At 72.4% G+C, this 15,210-nt stretch carries 9 protein-coding genes; all 9 read left to right on the forward strand.

What is annotated here, in order from left to right; genetic code table 11:
• Positions 1–113 precede the first annotated feature (113 nt).
• The gene (locus KPL78_RS04445; RefSeq protein WP_219761720.1) at positions 114–1,406 is read left to right on the forward strand and encodes a DUF2135 domain-containing protein; all 1,293 of its coding nucleotides are present in this window, start codon (positions 114–116) and stop codon (positions 1,404–1,406) included.
• A gap of 247 nt (positions 1,407–1,653) precedes the next feature.
• Positions 1,654–2,835 carry a hypothetical protein gene (locus KPL78_RS04450; RefSeq protein ID WP_219761721.1) on the forward strand — a complete coding sequence of 394 codons (1,182 nt, stop codon included), beginning with the start codon at positions 1,654–1,656 and terminating at the stop codon, positions 2,833–2,835.
• A gap of 79 nt (positions 2,836–2,914) precedes the next feature.
• The gene (locus KPL78_RS04455; RefSeq protein ID WP_219761722.1) at positions 2,915–5,878 is read left to right on the forward strand and encodes a virulence factor SrfB; all 2,964 of its coding nucleotides are present in this window, start codon (positions 2,915–2,917) and stop codon (positions 5,876–5,878) included.
• A complete protein-coding gene (locus KPL78_RS04460) occupies positions 5,875–8,472 on the forward strand; it encodes a virulence factor SrfC family protein (RefSeq protein WP_219761723.1) in 2,598 nt (865 codons plus the stop codon). Before KPL78_RS04455 ends, KPL78_RS04460 begins: the two co-directional genes overlap by 4 nt.
• Positions 8,469–9,587, forward strand: coding sequence for a hypothetical protein (locus KPL78_RS04465; RefSeq protein ID WP_219761724.1), 1,119 nt, complete (start codon positions 8,469–8,471; stop codon positions 9,585–9,587). The genes KPL78_RS04460 and KPL78_RS04465 overlap by 4 nt, the downstream gene beginning before the upstream one ends.
• The gene (locus tag KPL78_RS04470; protein ID WP_255568642.1) at positions 9,584–11,479 is read left to right on the forward strand and encodes a vWA domain-containing protein; all 1,896 of its coding nucleotides are present in this window, start codon (positions 9,584–9,586) and stop codon (positions 11,477–11,479) included. The genes KPL78_RS04465 and KPL78_RS04470 overlap by 4 nt, the downstream gene beginning before the upstream one ends.
• Positions 11,476–12,204, forward strand: coding sequence for an ABC transporter ATP-binding protein (locus KPL78_RS04475; RefSeq protein ID WP_369412632.1), 729 nt, complete (start codon positions 11,476–11,478; stop codon positions 12,202–12,204). Before KPL78_RS04470 ends, KPL78_RS04475 begins: the two co-directional genes overlap by 4 nt.
• A gap of 2 nt (positions 12,205–12,206) precedes the next feature.
• Positions 12,207–13,394: an FtsX-like permease family protein gene (locus KPL78_RS04480; RefSeq protein ID WP_219761725.1), complete on the forward strand. Its 1,188-nt coding sequence runs from the start codon at positions 12,207–12,209 to the stop codon at positions 13,392–13,394.
• Positions 13,391–15,199 (forward strand): formylglycine-generating enzyme family protein, encoded by a 1,809-nt coding sequence (locus KPL78_RS04485; protein ID WP_219761726.1) that lies wholly within the window; start codon positions 13,391–13,393, stop codon positions 15,197–15,199. Before KPL78_RS04480 ends, KPL78_RS04485 begins: the two co-directional genes overlap by 4 nt.
• Positions 15,200–15,210: the final 11 nt, after the last annotated feature.

The following is a 15,210-nucleotide window of genomic DNA, read 5'->3' on the forward strand; positions in this document are numbered from 1 at the left end:
GCCCGCGCCGGCCCCCGCCGCCACCCCGCCGGCCCCGGCGCCGGAGCCGCCCGCAACCCCGCCGGCCGCCGCACCGGCCGCGCCGCGCTGATCCGGCAAGGCGGGAGCCCATCGTGGACGACAGCCTGATCGCCACCACGCTGAACCGGGACCTGCTGGCGCAGGGCGTCGGCGGGCAGCTTGCGGTGCAGCATTGGGAACAGCTCACGCAGTATCTGCGGCGCGCGCTGTCCCCCCGGCACGCGGCCCTGTTCGCCGAGCCGAATCCGGACCCCGAAAAGGGCAGCATCGACTGGTATGCGCCCGGCACCGGGCCGGCCGTGCCGCTGACCGACCTCGACCCCGCGGCGCAGGACGCCGTGCGGGCCCAGCTCATGCCCATGGTCGCCGAGATCCAGGCGGCCGCCGAGACGCTGCACGCATCCAAGAGCGATGGCGACCGCTTCCTTGGCGAATTGCTGCGCCTGGCGCTGGAGATCCCGGACCCCTCCGCGATCCGCGTGCGGGACGGCGTGCCGGTGCTCGCCCCTTGGGGCCACACCCGCGCCGGGGCCGGTGCGGTGCGCGAGCTGCTCGTGAAGATGATGCCGCAGCCGGTCGCGCCGATGGCGATTGTCGGACCGCCCGCGGCGGCGGCGGCGGCGCGGGCGCGCATCTGGCCCTGGCTGCTGGCTTTCCTGCTGGCGCTGCTGGTGCTGCTGCTCGCGCTGTGGCTGCTGTGGCGCGATCCCTTCGGCTGGTTCGCGACACCGCAGGCGCAATGCGTGGCCCCGGAGGAACAGGTCGCGAGCCTCGATGTGTTGCGCGAGGAAGAGGCGCGCGAGGGTGCGCTGCGGGCCGAGCTGGCGCGCATCGTGGCCGAGGCGGGCGAGCGCCGCCTGCTCTGCCGCCCGCCCGAACCGCCACCCCCGCCGCCGCGCCCGCCCGAGCCGCCCCGGCCGCCGGAACCGCCGCCGCCGCCCCGGCAGCCCCCACCGCAACAGCCGCCGCCTGAGCCGCCGCGCAACCCGGACCTCGACCGCGCCGACCGGCAGGGCGCGCGGCGCGGGCGGACGCAGGTCATCCTGGCCTGGGACGACCGCAACGACCTCGACCTGGCGGTGATCTGCCCGAACGGACAGCGCATCGACTTCCGCAACCGCACGGCCTGCGGCGGGGCGCTCGACATCGACCGCAACGCCGCGGGCGGGCCGACGACGCGGACGCCGGTGGAGAACGTGGTGTTCGACCAGAACCCGGCGCCGGGCCGCTATCGCATCGTGGTCGACTATTTCGACCGGGTGGACCGGCCGACCACACCCTATCGCGTGACGGTGCGGCAGGAAGGGCAGCCGGATCGGGTCATCACCGGGACGGCGCGGGAAGGCGTGCGCGACCAGGTGGTTGGGGAGTTCACGGTGCCATGAACCGCCACTGTGGGCCGGAGAGGGGCGCCGCCCCTCTCCAGACCTCACCCCGCCAGGCCATGGCATGGCCTGGACCGCCGGCACCCGGTGTTGGGCGCGACGTGCGCCCTTCCTGCGCGAGTGCGGGTTCGGGCATCCATGCCGACCGTGGTGCAAAGCGCCAGGTTGAGGTCTCCAAAGGCCTTTCGGCCCTTGGCGGAGTGGTTCGAAGGGGCAGTGCCCCTCCGCTGGACCGTGGAGCGCGCGCATGCTTCGGCTGACCGCGACCCGCGCGCAGGATCTGCGCCCGCTGCTGCCGGCGCCGCCCGCCGAGGCGTTCGCCGCCCTGCAGGCCGAGGCATCGCGCCTGTCGCCCGCCCATGCCGCGCTGTTCGCCATCCCCGTCGCCGAGGATGGCGGCCTTGCCTGGGGTGCGGAAGGCGGGCGCATGGCGCGCTACGCCGATCTCGATGCCGCGTCCCGTGCGGCGCTGATGGCCGAGGCCGGCCGCATCCTGTCCGACCTGCGGCGGGAGGCGGAGCGCCAGGCTGCGCAGGGCGGCGGCGCCCTGGCGCGGCTATGGCCGGCGATCGCGGAGATCCCGTCCTTCGACCTGGTCTTCGCCGTGGATGGGCGGCCGGTGCTGGCCGGCTGGGGCCATGTCGGCGCGGCCGCGCCGGGGTCGCTCGGGTTGCTGGCGCGCTTCGACGATGGCGTGCGCTGGGCGCCGCCGCCGCGCCGGCCCTGGGGCGTGTGGCTCGCCGCCTTCGCGGCGCTGGCGCTGATCGCGCTGCTGGCGGGGCTGCTCGGGCCGATGCTGGCCTGGCGGTTCCTGACCCCGCCCGAGACGACCTGCGTCGCCGCGCAGGGCGACCTCGAAGCCCTGGCCAGGCTGGTGGATGCGGAGCGCAGCGAACGCGATCTGCGCACCGAGCTCGCGCGGCTGGAGGAGGATCTCGGCCGCCGGCGCCTGTCCTGCCCGATCCCGCGCGCGCCGGAACCGCCACCGCCGCCCGAGCCGCAGCGCCCGCCCGAACCGCAGCCCGAGCCGCCGCGGCAGGACCCGCTGCCCGAGCCTCCGCCGGAACCGCCCCCGCCGCCGCCCGAGCCGCCGCCGCGCCCGGAACCGCCGCCCACGCCGCCGCCGGGCACCCAGCCCTGCAACGTGGACACCCAGTCGGGCGGGGCGGGCGAGACGCGGACGCGCCACTTCCTCGGGCCGCAGGCCGGGCCGGTGACGGTGGATTACGACACCCAGACCGTGCCGGACAGCATCGAGGTCCGCTATCGCGGCCGCGTGTTGGCGCGCACGCCGGGCATGGTCAGCGGGCGCGGGCGGATCGGCTTCAACTGGCAGCCCCAGGGCAATGACTATGTCGTCGAGGTCGTGGTGATCGGACCCTTCGCGAATACCCGCTGGCGCTACCGCCTGAACTGCCCGGTGCGTTGATGCGGCACCGGGCCTGCAATGCCGGATTGGCGCGCTGCGCTGCGCTGCGGCACACTCCTCGGCGAGGATACCCATGTCCATGAGCAGCACGACCTTTGCCGGCCTGATCAGCCTGGTGCCGTCCTCCGGCATCCAGTTCCTCGACATCGACTTCGACATCGACCGGCTGCCGCGCGGCGCGCGCTCCTATTGGGAGGAGACGCTGCGCGAGCAAGTGGACCATGAGGGCAAGTCCCCCACCATCCTGCGCGTGCTGGAACCGGATGAGGACGGACAGCTCGCCGATCCGGTGACGCGGCAGGTGCCGCTGGCGGAGGAGACCTATTCCATCTCCCGCGCCCAGGCGATGGAACCCTTCCTGAACAAATGGGTGCCGCTGCCCTATTTCCGCGTCCATGCGCGCGGGGCGGATGGGAAGGAGGTCTATGACCGCGGCCCGTCCAACTGGGCGCGGGCCTATATCGCCGAGTTCCCGCAGCGCGACGCGGAAGGGCGGTCGCACCGGCTGGTGCTGGCCTTCGACACGGCGCTGATGCCGCGCGTGCCGGAACGGCCCTATGTCGCGCCGGCGCCGGAGGATTCCGCGCGCCAGCAGGAATTCGCTCCAGTCTTCAGCCATGCCGAGAACGCCTGGTTCCTCAACGAATCCTGGGTCGGGCAGTGGCTTGAGGAAGGCTTCCGGGAACTCCGCCAGGCGCAGCGCGGCGGGCGCGCCCTGCGCCCCGAGGACTTCCCCCACGTCGCCGAACACTGGGCGCGGTACCTGTCCTTCCTGGGCCTGCTGGAGGGCATCGGCATCCTGCCGCGGGTGCGGCTGGTGGATGTCGTGTCGGATAACCGCGGCTATGCGCCGATCAATGTCGATCTGGTGCTGGACGTCGGCAATGCGCGGACCTGCGGCCTGCTGGTCGAGGAAAGCCAGGACGCGCCGTCGCTGAACAATTCCTCGGTGCTGGCGCTGCGCGACCTGTCGCGGCCGGAACTGATCTATGCGCGGCCCTTCGAGAGCCGCGTGGAATTCGCGGTCGGTGCGTTCGGGCGCGATGCGATTTCGCGGCGGTCGGGGCGCGCGAATGCCTTCCGCTGGCCGTCCCCTGTGCGCGTGGGACCAGAGGCGATGCGGCTGGCGGCGGCGACGCAGGGCAATGAAGGCGCGACGGGGATTTCGAGCCCCAAGCGGTATCTGTGGGACCGCCGGCCGAATGTGCAGGGCTGGCGGTTTAACGGCCGCGCATCCGATGGCGTGACGACGGAACCGCCCGTGTCGGGTCCGTTCATGGCGCATGTGACCGAGACCGGCGAGGCGCTGCGCATGCTGCGCGGGCGCGGGCAGCCGGCGGTGCGGGCACGGTTCTCGCGGTCGTCGATGTATTCCTTCCTGCTGGCGGAACTGCTGATGCAGGCGGTCAGCCAGATCAACGCGCCGGCGACGCGCGCGGCGCGGCGCTTCGCCGATGTCCCGCGAAGGCTGCGCCGCGTAATCCTGACCCTGCCGCCGGCGATGCCTCTGGCGGAGCAGAAGATCCTGCGCGAGCGGGCGGAAGGTGCCATCAAGCTCGCCTGGGACCTGCTCGGCTGGACCGAGGCCGGGCAGGCGGCGCCGCCGGAACCGCGCGTGCTGCTGAACCTCGATGAGGCGACGGCGACCCAGGTGGTCTGGCTCTACACCGAGATCACCCAGCGCCTGCAGGGCGATGCGCAGGGGATGTTCGAACTCGCCGGCCGCGTGCGGCCGGAACGCGGGCCGAATCCCTGCCTGCGCGTGGCGTCCATCGACATCGGCGGCGGCACGACCGACCTGATGGTGGTGACGTGGAGCGTCGAGAACCGCGACACCATCGTCCCGCGCCAGGAATTCCGCGAAGGCTTCAAGATCGCCGGCGACGAGGTGCTGGAAGGGCTGATCACGCACATCGTCCTGCCGCAGGTGGCCGATGCGCTGCGGACCGCCGGCATGTCGGACCCCAACGCCTTCCTGCGCCAGACGCTGGGTGGCGATCGTGGCGGGCAATCCGAGGTGGAACGCCATCTGCGCCGGCAATTCGTCAGTCAGGTGCTGGAACCGGTCGGCCTGGCCGTGCTGCACGCCTATGAACGCATCGAAGGCCGCGAGATGGGTGAGGTCTTCCGCGCCACCATCCGCGCCGTTCTCGACGCCGAGGCGCAGCCCGCCAATCCCCGTGCGATCGCCTTCTTCGAGACGGCGGCGCGCCAGGCCGGCGCGCGGGCCTTCGCGATCCAGGATGTCGAGATCGCCGCCGATGCGCGCCGTGTCGAGGCGGTGGTGCAGGCGACGCTCGGACCGGTCCTGGCCGATCTGTGCGAGGTCGTCTGGCACTACGATTGCGACGTGCTGCTGCTGTCGGGCCGGCCGTCGCGGCTGCGCGCAGTGACGGATATCGTGCTGGCGAAGTCGCCGGTGCCGCCGCATCGCATCATCGGCATGCACCGCTATGCCGTCGGCGGCTGGTATCCGTTCCGCGACGCCAATGCGCGCATCGAGGACCCCAAGACCAGCGCGGCGGTGGGTGCGATGCTGTGTGCTTTGGCGGAAGGGCGGCTGGAATCCTTCCTCATGCGCACCTCGCAACTGTCGATGAAATCGACCGCGCGCTTCATCGGGCGGATGGAGATTTCCGGCCAGATCCGCGAGCAGGGCGTGCTGCTGTCCGAAGTGGATCTGGAGAAGCGGGTGAACCCGGGGGACGAGGTCACCTTCACCATGTCCTTCGCCGCGCCGACCTTCCTTGGCTTCCGGCAATTGCCGATCGAACGCTGGCCGGCGACGTCGCTCTATGCGGTGGAATTCACGAACCCTGAAAGTGTTCCGAGCTACCGTCTGCCGCTGCGTGTGAAGATACGCCGCGCCGATATCGACCCGGACGCCGCCGGCCAGGAAGAGAAGCGCGAGGATTTCAAGGTCGAAGAGATCGAGGACGCGGAAGGCACCGGCCTGCGGCGCACCGATGTGGAGATCCGCTTGCAGACGATGAAGTCAGAGGCCGGATACTGGCGCGATACCGGCGTGGTGGGGATGGCATGAGGCTGGATACGTCTTCAGACGCCGCGCTGGCGGCCGCGGCTCGCGGCACGGCGGAAGCCGCGTCCGAGGCCGTCACGTGGCTCGCCGACAACCGCGCCAAGGTGCGGGAGGAAGCGCAGGCGATCGCCCGCGACTTCCGCAAATTCGCCCGCCGCGCGCGCAAGCTGGAAGCCGCTGCCGAACGGCCGATGTGCGTCGCGGTGTTCGGGCCGTCGCAGTCGGGCAAGTCCTATCTGATCAGCGCGTTGGCCCGCCGTGGGCAGGAACCCGTCACCGCGATGTTCGATGGCGCCGCGCTGGACTTCGTGCGCGACATCAACCCCGAAGGCGGGCAGGAGGCGACGGGGCTCGTCACCCGCTTCACGCTGCGCCCGCCCTCGACCATACCGGGGCATCCGGTCGCGCTTCGGCTGTTGTCGCAGACCGATGTCATCAAGATCTTCGGCAACACCTTCCTGGAAGATTTCGACCCGGCGGAAGTCGATATCCCCTCGCCGGAACTGGTGCAGTCGCATTGCACGAAATTCGCCGCGCGCGCCGGGTCCGAGGCCATCGACCGTCTGACCGACGACGATGTCGATGACCTCCGCGAGTATTTCGAGGGCCTGTTCCGCGGCCATCCGCTGATCCCTGGACTTGGCTCGGCCTTCTGGACCCAGGCGGCGTCGATCGCGCCGCGCCTGCCGGTCGCCGAGCGCGCCGCCTTCTTCTCCATCCTGTGGAACGGGCACGACGCCTTCACCGATGCAGCGAAGGAACTGCTCGTCGCGCTCGCCGCGCTCGATTTTGCGGCCGAGGCCTTTGCGCCGCTCGATGCGCTGTCGCCGCGCGAGACGTCCATCATCGACGTGCGCACGCTCGCCGGTCTTGGCGATCCGGCGGATGGCAAGCTCGCCGTGCGCACGCGCGCGGGGCGCCAGGCAATGCTGCCACGTGCGGCCCTGGCCGCGCTGGTCGCGGAACTGACCATCGCCCTGCGCGACAAGCCCTGGGATTTCTTCGAGGTCACCGACCTGCTCGACTTCCCCGGCGCGCGGTCGCGCGAGAAGCTGACCCAGCCGGGTCGCTTCCTGTCGGAGAAGGGGAAGCTGCCGGGCCTCTTCCTGCGCGGCAAGGTGGCGTATCTGTATCAGCGCTACTGCGCGGAGCAGGAGATCACCTCCATGCTCCTCTGCATCGGCCCGTCCAACCAGGAAGTCCGCACCCTGCCGCGGATGATCAAGGATTGGGTGGATGGCACGCTGGGCGTGACGCCGGAGGAACGCGCGCGCCACCGCAACGCGCTGTTCCTGGTGCTGACCAAGTTCGACACGGAATTCGAGGAGAAGAAGGGCGCGACGGAAGGCACCGGCAGCCGCTGGACCATCCGGCTCAACGCCTCGCTGCTCGACTTCTTCGGCAAGGAATATGATTGGCCGCACAATTGGGCGGCCGGGCGGCCCTTCGCCAACACCTACTGGCTGCGCAATCCCAACGTCGCGGCGAAGCACATTCTCGACTATGACGAGCAGGGCAGGGAGGCCGCGCCGCGCGCCGCCGAAGCCCCGCGCATCGCGCGGCTGCGCGAGGAATTCGTCTCCAACGACGACGCCCGCCGCCACTTCGCCGATCCCGAACGCGCCTGGGATGCGGCGATGACGCTGAACGATGGCGGCATCTCCTTCCTCGCTGAGAGCCTGCGCCCGGTCTGCGATCCGGCCATCAAGCGCGGGCAGATCGCGGCGCGGCTGGAGGCCCTGCGCGGCGACATGGCGGGGCGGCTGTCGCCCTATTGGCATTCGGGCGACCTGACCGCGGAACTGGCGAAGCGGCGGGAGGAAGCGCGCGTGGTCAGCCGCGCCCTGGTCGCCTGCGCCTCGGCCCAGGCCTTCGGGCGCATGATCCGCAGCCTGCAGGTGACGCCGGAGGAACTGACTTCCGCCTGGTGGCGCATGCAGATGGAACCGGAGGAGGAAGCGCCCGTCGGCGCGCGGGCCGGGGAGGAAGATTACCTCGCCGAACTCGGCGACCTGGTCGCGCCGGCGGCGCAGGGCGAACACCGCGCCCGCGATGCCTTCGAACGCTATGCCGACCTCGCCGTCGCCGAGTGGATGGAGAAGATGCATCGCTGCGCGGCCGAGCCCGAGACGGTCGAGCAGTTGAAGCTGCCGCGCGATGCCGCCGCCGCGCTGGTCGCGCAGATCGGCGCCGGCGCGCGGCGCACCGGATTGTCCGCGCGCATCGCGCAGCGCCTGCGCGAGGCCGCGTCCTATCGGCAGAAGCTGAGCGAGTCCGCGTCCAAGCCGGTCATGGTCGCCGAGGGTGTCGTGAACCGCTACGTCTATACGCTGGGCTACGCCGATCTGCCGGTGGACCAGCGCCCGCGCGCCGGCCGTACGGACCGCGCCGTCTTCGCACCGCGCCCGCCGGTGAACGGCATGCCGCATCTCGGTCCGCAGCCGGAACCCTACGACAAGCAGTATCACGTCGACTGGATCAGCGCCTTCTCCCGCCTCGCCGAGGAGAATGTGACCGCGCCCGGCGGGCATGAGGTCGACGTGGTGGAGAATGCGCGGCTCGGGAAGATCCTCGGCGCCCTTGGCCAGGCGGCATGATCGCGGTCCGCGCCGCCGCCGATCCCGCCCATCCCGAAGGCGGCCATGCCATCATCCTGCTGCAGGGTGTGAGCGCGCCGCCGCCCGATCCGCGCTTCCGCATCCTGCGGGAGGGCTGGGCCAAGGGCACGCTCGGCCCCGAGGGCTGGCAGGTGAGCGACGCGCTGATCGCGCCTGATCGCGTGGAGCCCTCGCCGCAGGGCGTGCGGCTCTATCTCGGCCCGCATGTGGTGGATTGGCTGGAGGCCGGGCCGGTGCAGTTCCGCCTGCCTTCCGCGGGCATCGAGGCGCCGCTCTTCTGGCCCGACGTGCCGCCGCTGCATGGCGGGTCGGGCCACACCATCGCCGTGCCGCCGCCGGCGGTGCGGCCGGCGCCGCCGCCCTTGGCATCGCCGCCGCCGCTGCCGATCGACGATCCGGACGCGACCATCACCATGGCGCCACTGCGCGCCGCACCGCCGCCGCCGCTGTCCGTGCCGCAGCCGGTGTCAGCGACGAAGCGCGCTGTCTGGCCCTGGATTCTCCTGGCCGTCCTGCTGCTGGCGTCAGCCGGAGGCGGGACCTGGTGGTGGTTCTATTGCCGCGAACGGCCCGCGCCGCCGGCACCGGAACCGACCGACCCGATCGAGATCGCCCCGGAACCGCTGCGCCGCGAACCGCCACCGCCCGCGCTGCCGCAACCGAACCCGCCGCCGACCCTGCCGCCGGTCCGCCCGCAGGCCGAACCCCAGGCTCCGGCGAGCCTCGACGGCCTGACGGTCGCCGAGGTGATCGAACGCGCGGCTTCCCCTGCCGCCATCGCCGAGGAAGCCTCCCGCCGCTACGAGACAGGCCGCTACGACGATGCGTTGCTGCTGTGGGAAGCGGCGGCGCGCGCGGGCAATGCATCCGCGCTGACGCGCCTCGCGCGGCTCTATGACCCGGTGGGCTTCGCGCCCGGCCGACCCTTCCGCGACCCCGACCCGCGCCAGGCCGCACGGCTGTACCGGGATGCCGTCGCCGGCGGGGACACCGCCGCCGCCGAACCCCGCGCGCGGCTGCGGCAATGGCTCGATGACCGGGCGCGCGAGGGCGATTTCAACGCGCCGCTGACCATCAGGGATTTCTGGCCATGACCTCGCGCCGCCTCGTCCTGCTGGCAACCGTCGCGCTGCCGATCGCGGCGCAGGCGCAGCGCCCCGCACGCCAGCCCCTGTTGATCCCGGGCAAGACGACGCTGTTCCAGCGCGTGATCCTGCGCCCCGGCGCGACGTTGCATGCGCAGCCCGGCGCGCCACAGGGAACGCCCATCGCGGGTTTCACCGTGGCGCATGTCTATGCCCGCCGCGACGGATGGATCGAGATCGGCCGCGACGCCGATGGCCGCACCGAGGGCTGGGTGCGCGATGACCGCGCCATCGACTGGCGCCACACCATGATCGGCGCCTTCACGAATCCGGCCGGGCGCGAGCGCACCATGTTCCTGCGCGACGAGCCCGCGCTGCGGGAATTGCTCGCCGCGCCCGACATGGAACAGCAGGCGACGGCGCTGCGTGCCTCGGCCGGTCAGGCCGGCAGCCCTGTGGTGGCGCTGGAACCCGAAACCTTCGTCGACATCCAGCGCAACTTCTACCTGCTGCCGATCCTCGGGGCCGAGACCATCCAGCGCCGCGACGGAACGCAAATGCGTGCACTGGAGGTGATCTCGGCCCCCGCGGAACTGCGCCAGGCGCCACAGCAGGCCGATCCGGCGCGGCTGCGCGACTTCCGCGGCGCGGTCGTCTTCGTCATCGATTCCACCATCTCCATGCAGGCGCATATCGATGCGACGCGGGAGGCGATCCGCCGCATCATCGCGCGCATCGGCGATACCGCGGTGCGCGACAATTTCCGCTTCGGCATGGTGGCCTATCGCGCGGATATCTCGTCGCGCCCGCAGCTCGAATACGTCACGCGGCTGGTGGCCTCGCCGGACCTGTCGCAGCCGCCGGCGGCGATCCTGCCGGCGCTGGCGACCGTTCGCGCCGCGACCGTCCCGACCGAACGCTTCGACGAGGATGCGATCGCCGGGCTTCGCGTCGCCATCGACCAGGTGGACTGGTCGGGCTTCGGCGGGCGCTATGTCGTGCTCATCACCGATGCGGGCGCGCTGGATGCGACCGATCCGAAGTCCCAGACGCGGCTCGGCATCGCCGAGATCAAGGCGCTGGCGGAAGCGCGCGGCATCGCGCTGTTCGCGATCCACCTGCTGACGCCGGAGGGCCGCGCGAACCACGCCCATGCGCGCGCGCAATACACGGAACTGACGCGCGCCGGGGCGGCGGGGTCGCTGTATTTCCCGGTGGAGGGCGGCACGCCGCCGGCCTTCGGGCAGGTGGTGAACAACCTGACCAACGCGCTGTTCCGCTCGGTGGCGGATACGGTCGGCCGGCCGATCGGCGGCGTCGAGCCTGCCCGCACGCCCGCGGCCGAACGCATCGCCCAGCAGGTGCAGATCGTCAGCACGGCAATGCGGCTCGCCTATCTCGGGCGGGAAGGGGGCACGACGGCGCCCGACGTCGTGCGGTCCTTCACCACCGATCGCGACCTGCGCGACCCGACGGTCGCGGCACTCGATGTCCGCGTGCTGCTGACGCGCAACCAGCTCTCGGACCTGTCGCAGGCGCTGACGCGCATCCTCGATGCGGGGCTGGCGGGGCGATCCGATCCGCGCTCCTTCTTCGGGCAGTTGCGCGCGGCCTTCGCGGCGACGGCGCGCGATCCGGCGCGGCTCGGCAATCTCGCGCGCGTCGGTCAGGCGCTCGGGGAGTATCTCGACGGACTGCCCTATCAGTCCCAGGTGATGGAGCTGTCCGAGCAGGAATGGCTCGCCATGGGGGCCGCGGCCCAGCGCGAGCTGATCAACGGCATCGAGACCAAGCTGCGCCTCTATCAGGAATTCGCCGCGCGCCCCGATCTGTGGGTGACGCTGGACGGCCGCCCGGGTGGCGAGGCCTTCTTCCCGGTACCCCTGGAACAGCTTCCGTGACATCCCTGCTGTCCCTGCGGGGCGTGACCAAGGCCTATCGCGGGGATGCGGCGCCCTTCGCGCTGGAGGTGCCGACATTCGACCTGGCGGCCGGCGAGGCGTTGGCGCTGGCCGGCCCCTCGGGCAGCGGCAAGTCCACGCTGCTGATGATGCTGGCGCTCGCGGCACCGCCCGATGCGGGCGCTTTCACCTTCGATGGTGCGGACATCGCGCTGCTGTGGCGCAAAGGCCGGCGGGACGCACTGGCGGAACTGCGCGCGCGCCGCATCGGCGTGGTGCCGCAGACGGGCGGGCTGCTGCCTTATCTGACGGTGGCGGGGAACATCGCGCTGACCCAGCGCATCGCAGGGCGCGAGGACGCCGCGCGCATCCGCGCCCTGGCGGAGGATCTCGGCATCGCCCCGCAGCTTTCCAAGCACCCGGCCGCGCTGTCGGTCGGGCAGCGGCAGCGCGTGTCCATCGCGCGTGCGCTGGCCCACCGCCCGGCCCTGGTGCTGGCCGACGAGCCCACGGCCTCGGTGCATCCGGAACTCGCCGATGCGGTGCTGGCCCTGCTGAAACGCGAATGCGCCGCGGCCGGCGCGGCCCTGCTGGTCGCGACGCATGACCCGGACCGGGCTGCGGCCGCCGGCTATCCCATCCTGCGCTGCACCACCCACGCGCCGGGCGCGGATGGCATCGCGCGTTCGGTCTTCGCCCGCCTGCCGCTGGCCGAGGCCGCCTGATCATGTTCCGACTCGCGCTGGCCGATATCTGGCACGAGAAGGTGCTGTTCTTCTGTTCTGCGCTGGGCTGCGCGGCGGTGCTGGCGCCGCTGATCGTCCTGTTCGGCCTTCGCCAGGGCGTCGTCGCCGGGCTGCGGGCGGAGTTGCTGGAAGACCCCCGGGCGCGGGAAGTCGTCTCCGTCGTCAACCGGACGCTGGAACCGGCGCTGTTCGCGCGCCTCGGCGCCGATCCGCGCATCGCGTTCCTGGTGCCGCGCACCCGGGCGTTGTCGGCGACCATCGTGCTGGAGAACCCCGCGCGCCAGGGCAGCGGCCAGCGCGTGGAGCTTCTGCCGACCGCGCCCGGCGATCCGCTGCTGCCGGGATACGGCGCCATCGACCCGGACGCGCTGATCCTGTCCATCACGGCGGCACAGCGCCTCGGGCTGCGGGCGGGCGACCCGGTTCTCGCCTCCGTCGCGCGCAGCCGCGGCGTGCAGAGGGAGATCCTGACGTTGTCCATGCGCGTCGGCGGCATCGCCCCGATCGCCGCCGCCACGCGCGATGCCGCCTTCGCCACCGTGCCTGTGCTGCTGCTGACCGAGGATTTCCTCGACGGCACCGTCGGCCCCGAGGCCCGGCCGATGAGCGAGACGGAAGCGCGGCAGCGCCCCTTCGCCGGGTTCCGCCTCTATGCTGCGCGGCTCGAGGACGTGCCCGCGCTCGATCGGGATTTGCGCCTGGCGGGCATCGAGGTCGCTTCGCGTGCCGAGGCCGTGGCTGGCCTGCTGCGCCTCGACCACAATCTCGCGCTGCTCTTCGCCGCCATCGCGGGGGCGGGGGGCGTGGGGTATCTGGTCAGCCTGGGCGTCGGCCTCTGGGCCCAGGTGGAGCGCAAGCGCAGGGACCTGGCGCTGCTGTCGCTGCTGGGGCTCAAGCGGCGCGCGCTGCTGGGGCTGCCGCTGATCCAGGCGGCGGCCGTCGCATTGGCCGGGGCGGCGCTGGCTTTCATCGTGGCGGCGGGCGTGGCAGGCGTGCTGAATCGCGCCTTCGCTGGCAGCGTGACCGGGGATCGGCCGGTCTGCCTGCTCACCCCGGCGATGGGCTTTGCGGCGGCGGCCGTGACCCTGGTCGGCGCGCTGGTGGCCTCGGTGCTGGCGGGACTGCGCGCGGGCGCTGTCGCGCCGGCGGAAGGATTGGCGGAGGGATGATGCGCCGCATCGCGACGCTGCTGGCCTGCCTGATCGCCACGCCCACCCTGGCGCAGGCGCCCTGGTCGACGGATTTCACCAATCCGCGCGCCGCCGATGGCGACCTGGTCCTGCCCATGCCCTGCGGCGGCGCCATGGCCTTCCGTCCCGTGGAGACGCCCGCCGGTCCTGGCGCGCTGGACGACCGGCCCGTCACGCTCGGCACGACGGATCCCGCAGGCGGCGTGGCGGAATTCGCCCGACGCGAGGCGGTCGCCGGCGCCTTCACCCAGGAAGGCCGCGACGGCGCGCTCTACTGGATCGGCAAATACGAGGTCACGCGCGACCAGTATGCCGCGGTGATGGAACCGCGCTGCCCGACCGCCTCCGCCGCCGGGCGCCTGCCGGCGGCGACCCTGTCCTGGTTCGATGCCGTCGCCTTCACCCAGCGCTACACCACCTGGCTGCTGCGCAACGCCGCAGCGCGCCTGCCCCAGGCGGACGGCACCCCCGCCTTCGTCCGCCTGCCCACCGAGGAGGAATGGGAATACGCCGCGCGTGGCGGTGCTGCTGTCGCCGAGCTGGATTTCCTCGGCCGCGCCTTCCCGATGCCCGAGGGAACTTCGCGTTATGCCTGGTTCCAGGGGCCGCGCTCGGCCGCCGGCCGCGCCCAGCCGATCGGCATGCTGGAGCCCAATCCGCTTGGACTGCACGACATCCTGGGCAATGTCGGCGAATTCGTGCTGGAACCCTTCCATGCCGTGCGCGTCGGCCGCATGCATGGCCAAGCCGGCGGCGTGGTGGTCAAGGGCGGCGATTTCCGCACGCCGGAGGCCGCGCTGCGCTCCTCCCTGCGCATCGAGATCCCACCCTATGACACGGCCGACGGCCAGCCCACGCGGCTGCCGACGGTCGGATTCCGCGTGGTGCTCGCTGCCACCGTCAGCACCAGCCTGCGCCGCGTCGAGGCCCTGAACCGCGCCTTCGAGGCCGAGAGCCGCGCCACCGGCACCGAGGCCGAGAACGCCCGCCGCCAGATCGCCGCGCTGCGCGAGGGCGCCGATCCGCGGCTGCGCCAGGGCCTCGATCGCCTGGAGGCCGGGATGATGGCGGCCGAGCGCCAGCGCCTGGAACAGGAACGCGCCGGCATCCGCGCCCAGCTCGAAGGGGCGGCGGTGCTGGCGCGCGCGGCGGGGCAGTCGCAGCGGCGGATGGACGGGATCCAGCCGCTGCTGTCGGGCGCCGATGTGGTGCAGTCGAGCCCCGAGATGCGCCGCCAATGGGCGACGGCGCTGGAACAGCTCCGGGTCGAACGGGAACTCGCGCTGGATGGCTATGCGCGCATCGTCGCGGATCTCGGGCGTTCGGCCGATCGCGCCACGCTCACCACCGAGGCCGGCGTCGTGGCGCGCGAGGCCGAGACCCGGGGCGTGCCGGAATTGCGGCCCTACCTGGACGTCGCGTCCCGCCACGCGGCGGATTCCCGCGATCGTGGCCTGCCGCCGCGCGACCGCCTGCGGGAGGAGGTTCTCGCCGCCGCGCGGGCTGCCGGCGGCCCGCCCAGCGCCGCGGCGCCGCAGCCGGAGCAGCCGCGGCCCGTCGCCGTGACGCCCCAGGCGCCACCTCAGCCGCAACAGCCGCCGGGCCCGCCGCCGGTGGCTGTGCTGCCGCCGCCCGCGCCGCCGGATCCGCCGCCGCAGGCGGAATCCTCCTCGGCCGGGTCGCGCGCCTCGCAGCCGCAGCCGCGGCCGCCGGCGACGCCGCCGCGGCTGCCGGGGTATTCGCCTGGCATCAGCGTGAAGCCGCCGATCCAACGCGGGTGGTGAAGGAGGCCGGA

The organism is Roseomonas alba, from assembly GCF_019430885.1.
GTDB lineage: Bacteria > Pseudomonadota > Alphaproteobacteria > Acetobacterales > Acetobacteraceae > Neoroseomonas > Neoroseomonas alba.

Bases quoted from the DNA above. Each gene is read 5' to 3' on its own strand.
- KPL78_RS04485 (WP_219761726.1), top strand. From the start codon at position 13,391: ATGATGCGCCGCATCGCGACGCTGCTGGCCTGCCTGATCGCCACGCCC.
- KPL78_RS04455 (WP_219761722.1), top strand. From the start codon at position 2,915: ATGAGCAGCACGACCTTTGCCGGCCTGATCAGCCTGGTGCCGTCCTCC.
- KPL78_RS04470 (WP_255568642.1), top strand. From the start codon at position 9,584: ATGACCTCGCGCCGCCTCGTCCTGCTGGCAACCGTCGCGCTGCCGATC.
- KPL78_RS04460 (WP_219761723.1), top strand. From the start codon at position 5,875: ATGAGGCTGGATACGTCTTCAGACGCCGCGCTGGCGGCCGCGGCTCGC.
- KPL78_RS04465 (WP_219761724.1), top strand. From the start codon at position 8,469: ATGATCGCGGTCCGCGCCGCCGCCGATCCCGCCCATCCCGAAGGCGGC.
- KPL78_RS04450 (WP_219761721.1), top strand. From the start codon at position 1,654: ATGCTTCGGCTGACCGCGACCCGCGCGCAGGATCTGCGCCCGCTGCTG.
- KPL78_RS04480 (WP_219761725.1), top strand. From the start codon at position 12,207: ATGTTCCGACTCGCGCTGGCCGATATCTGGCACGAGAAGGTGCTGTTC.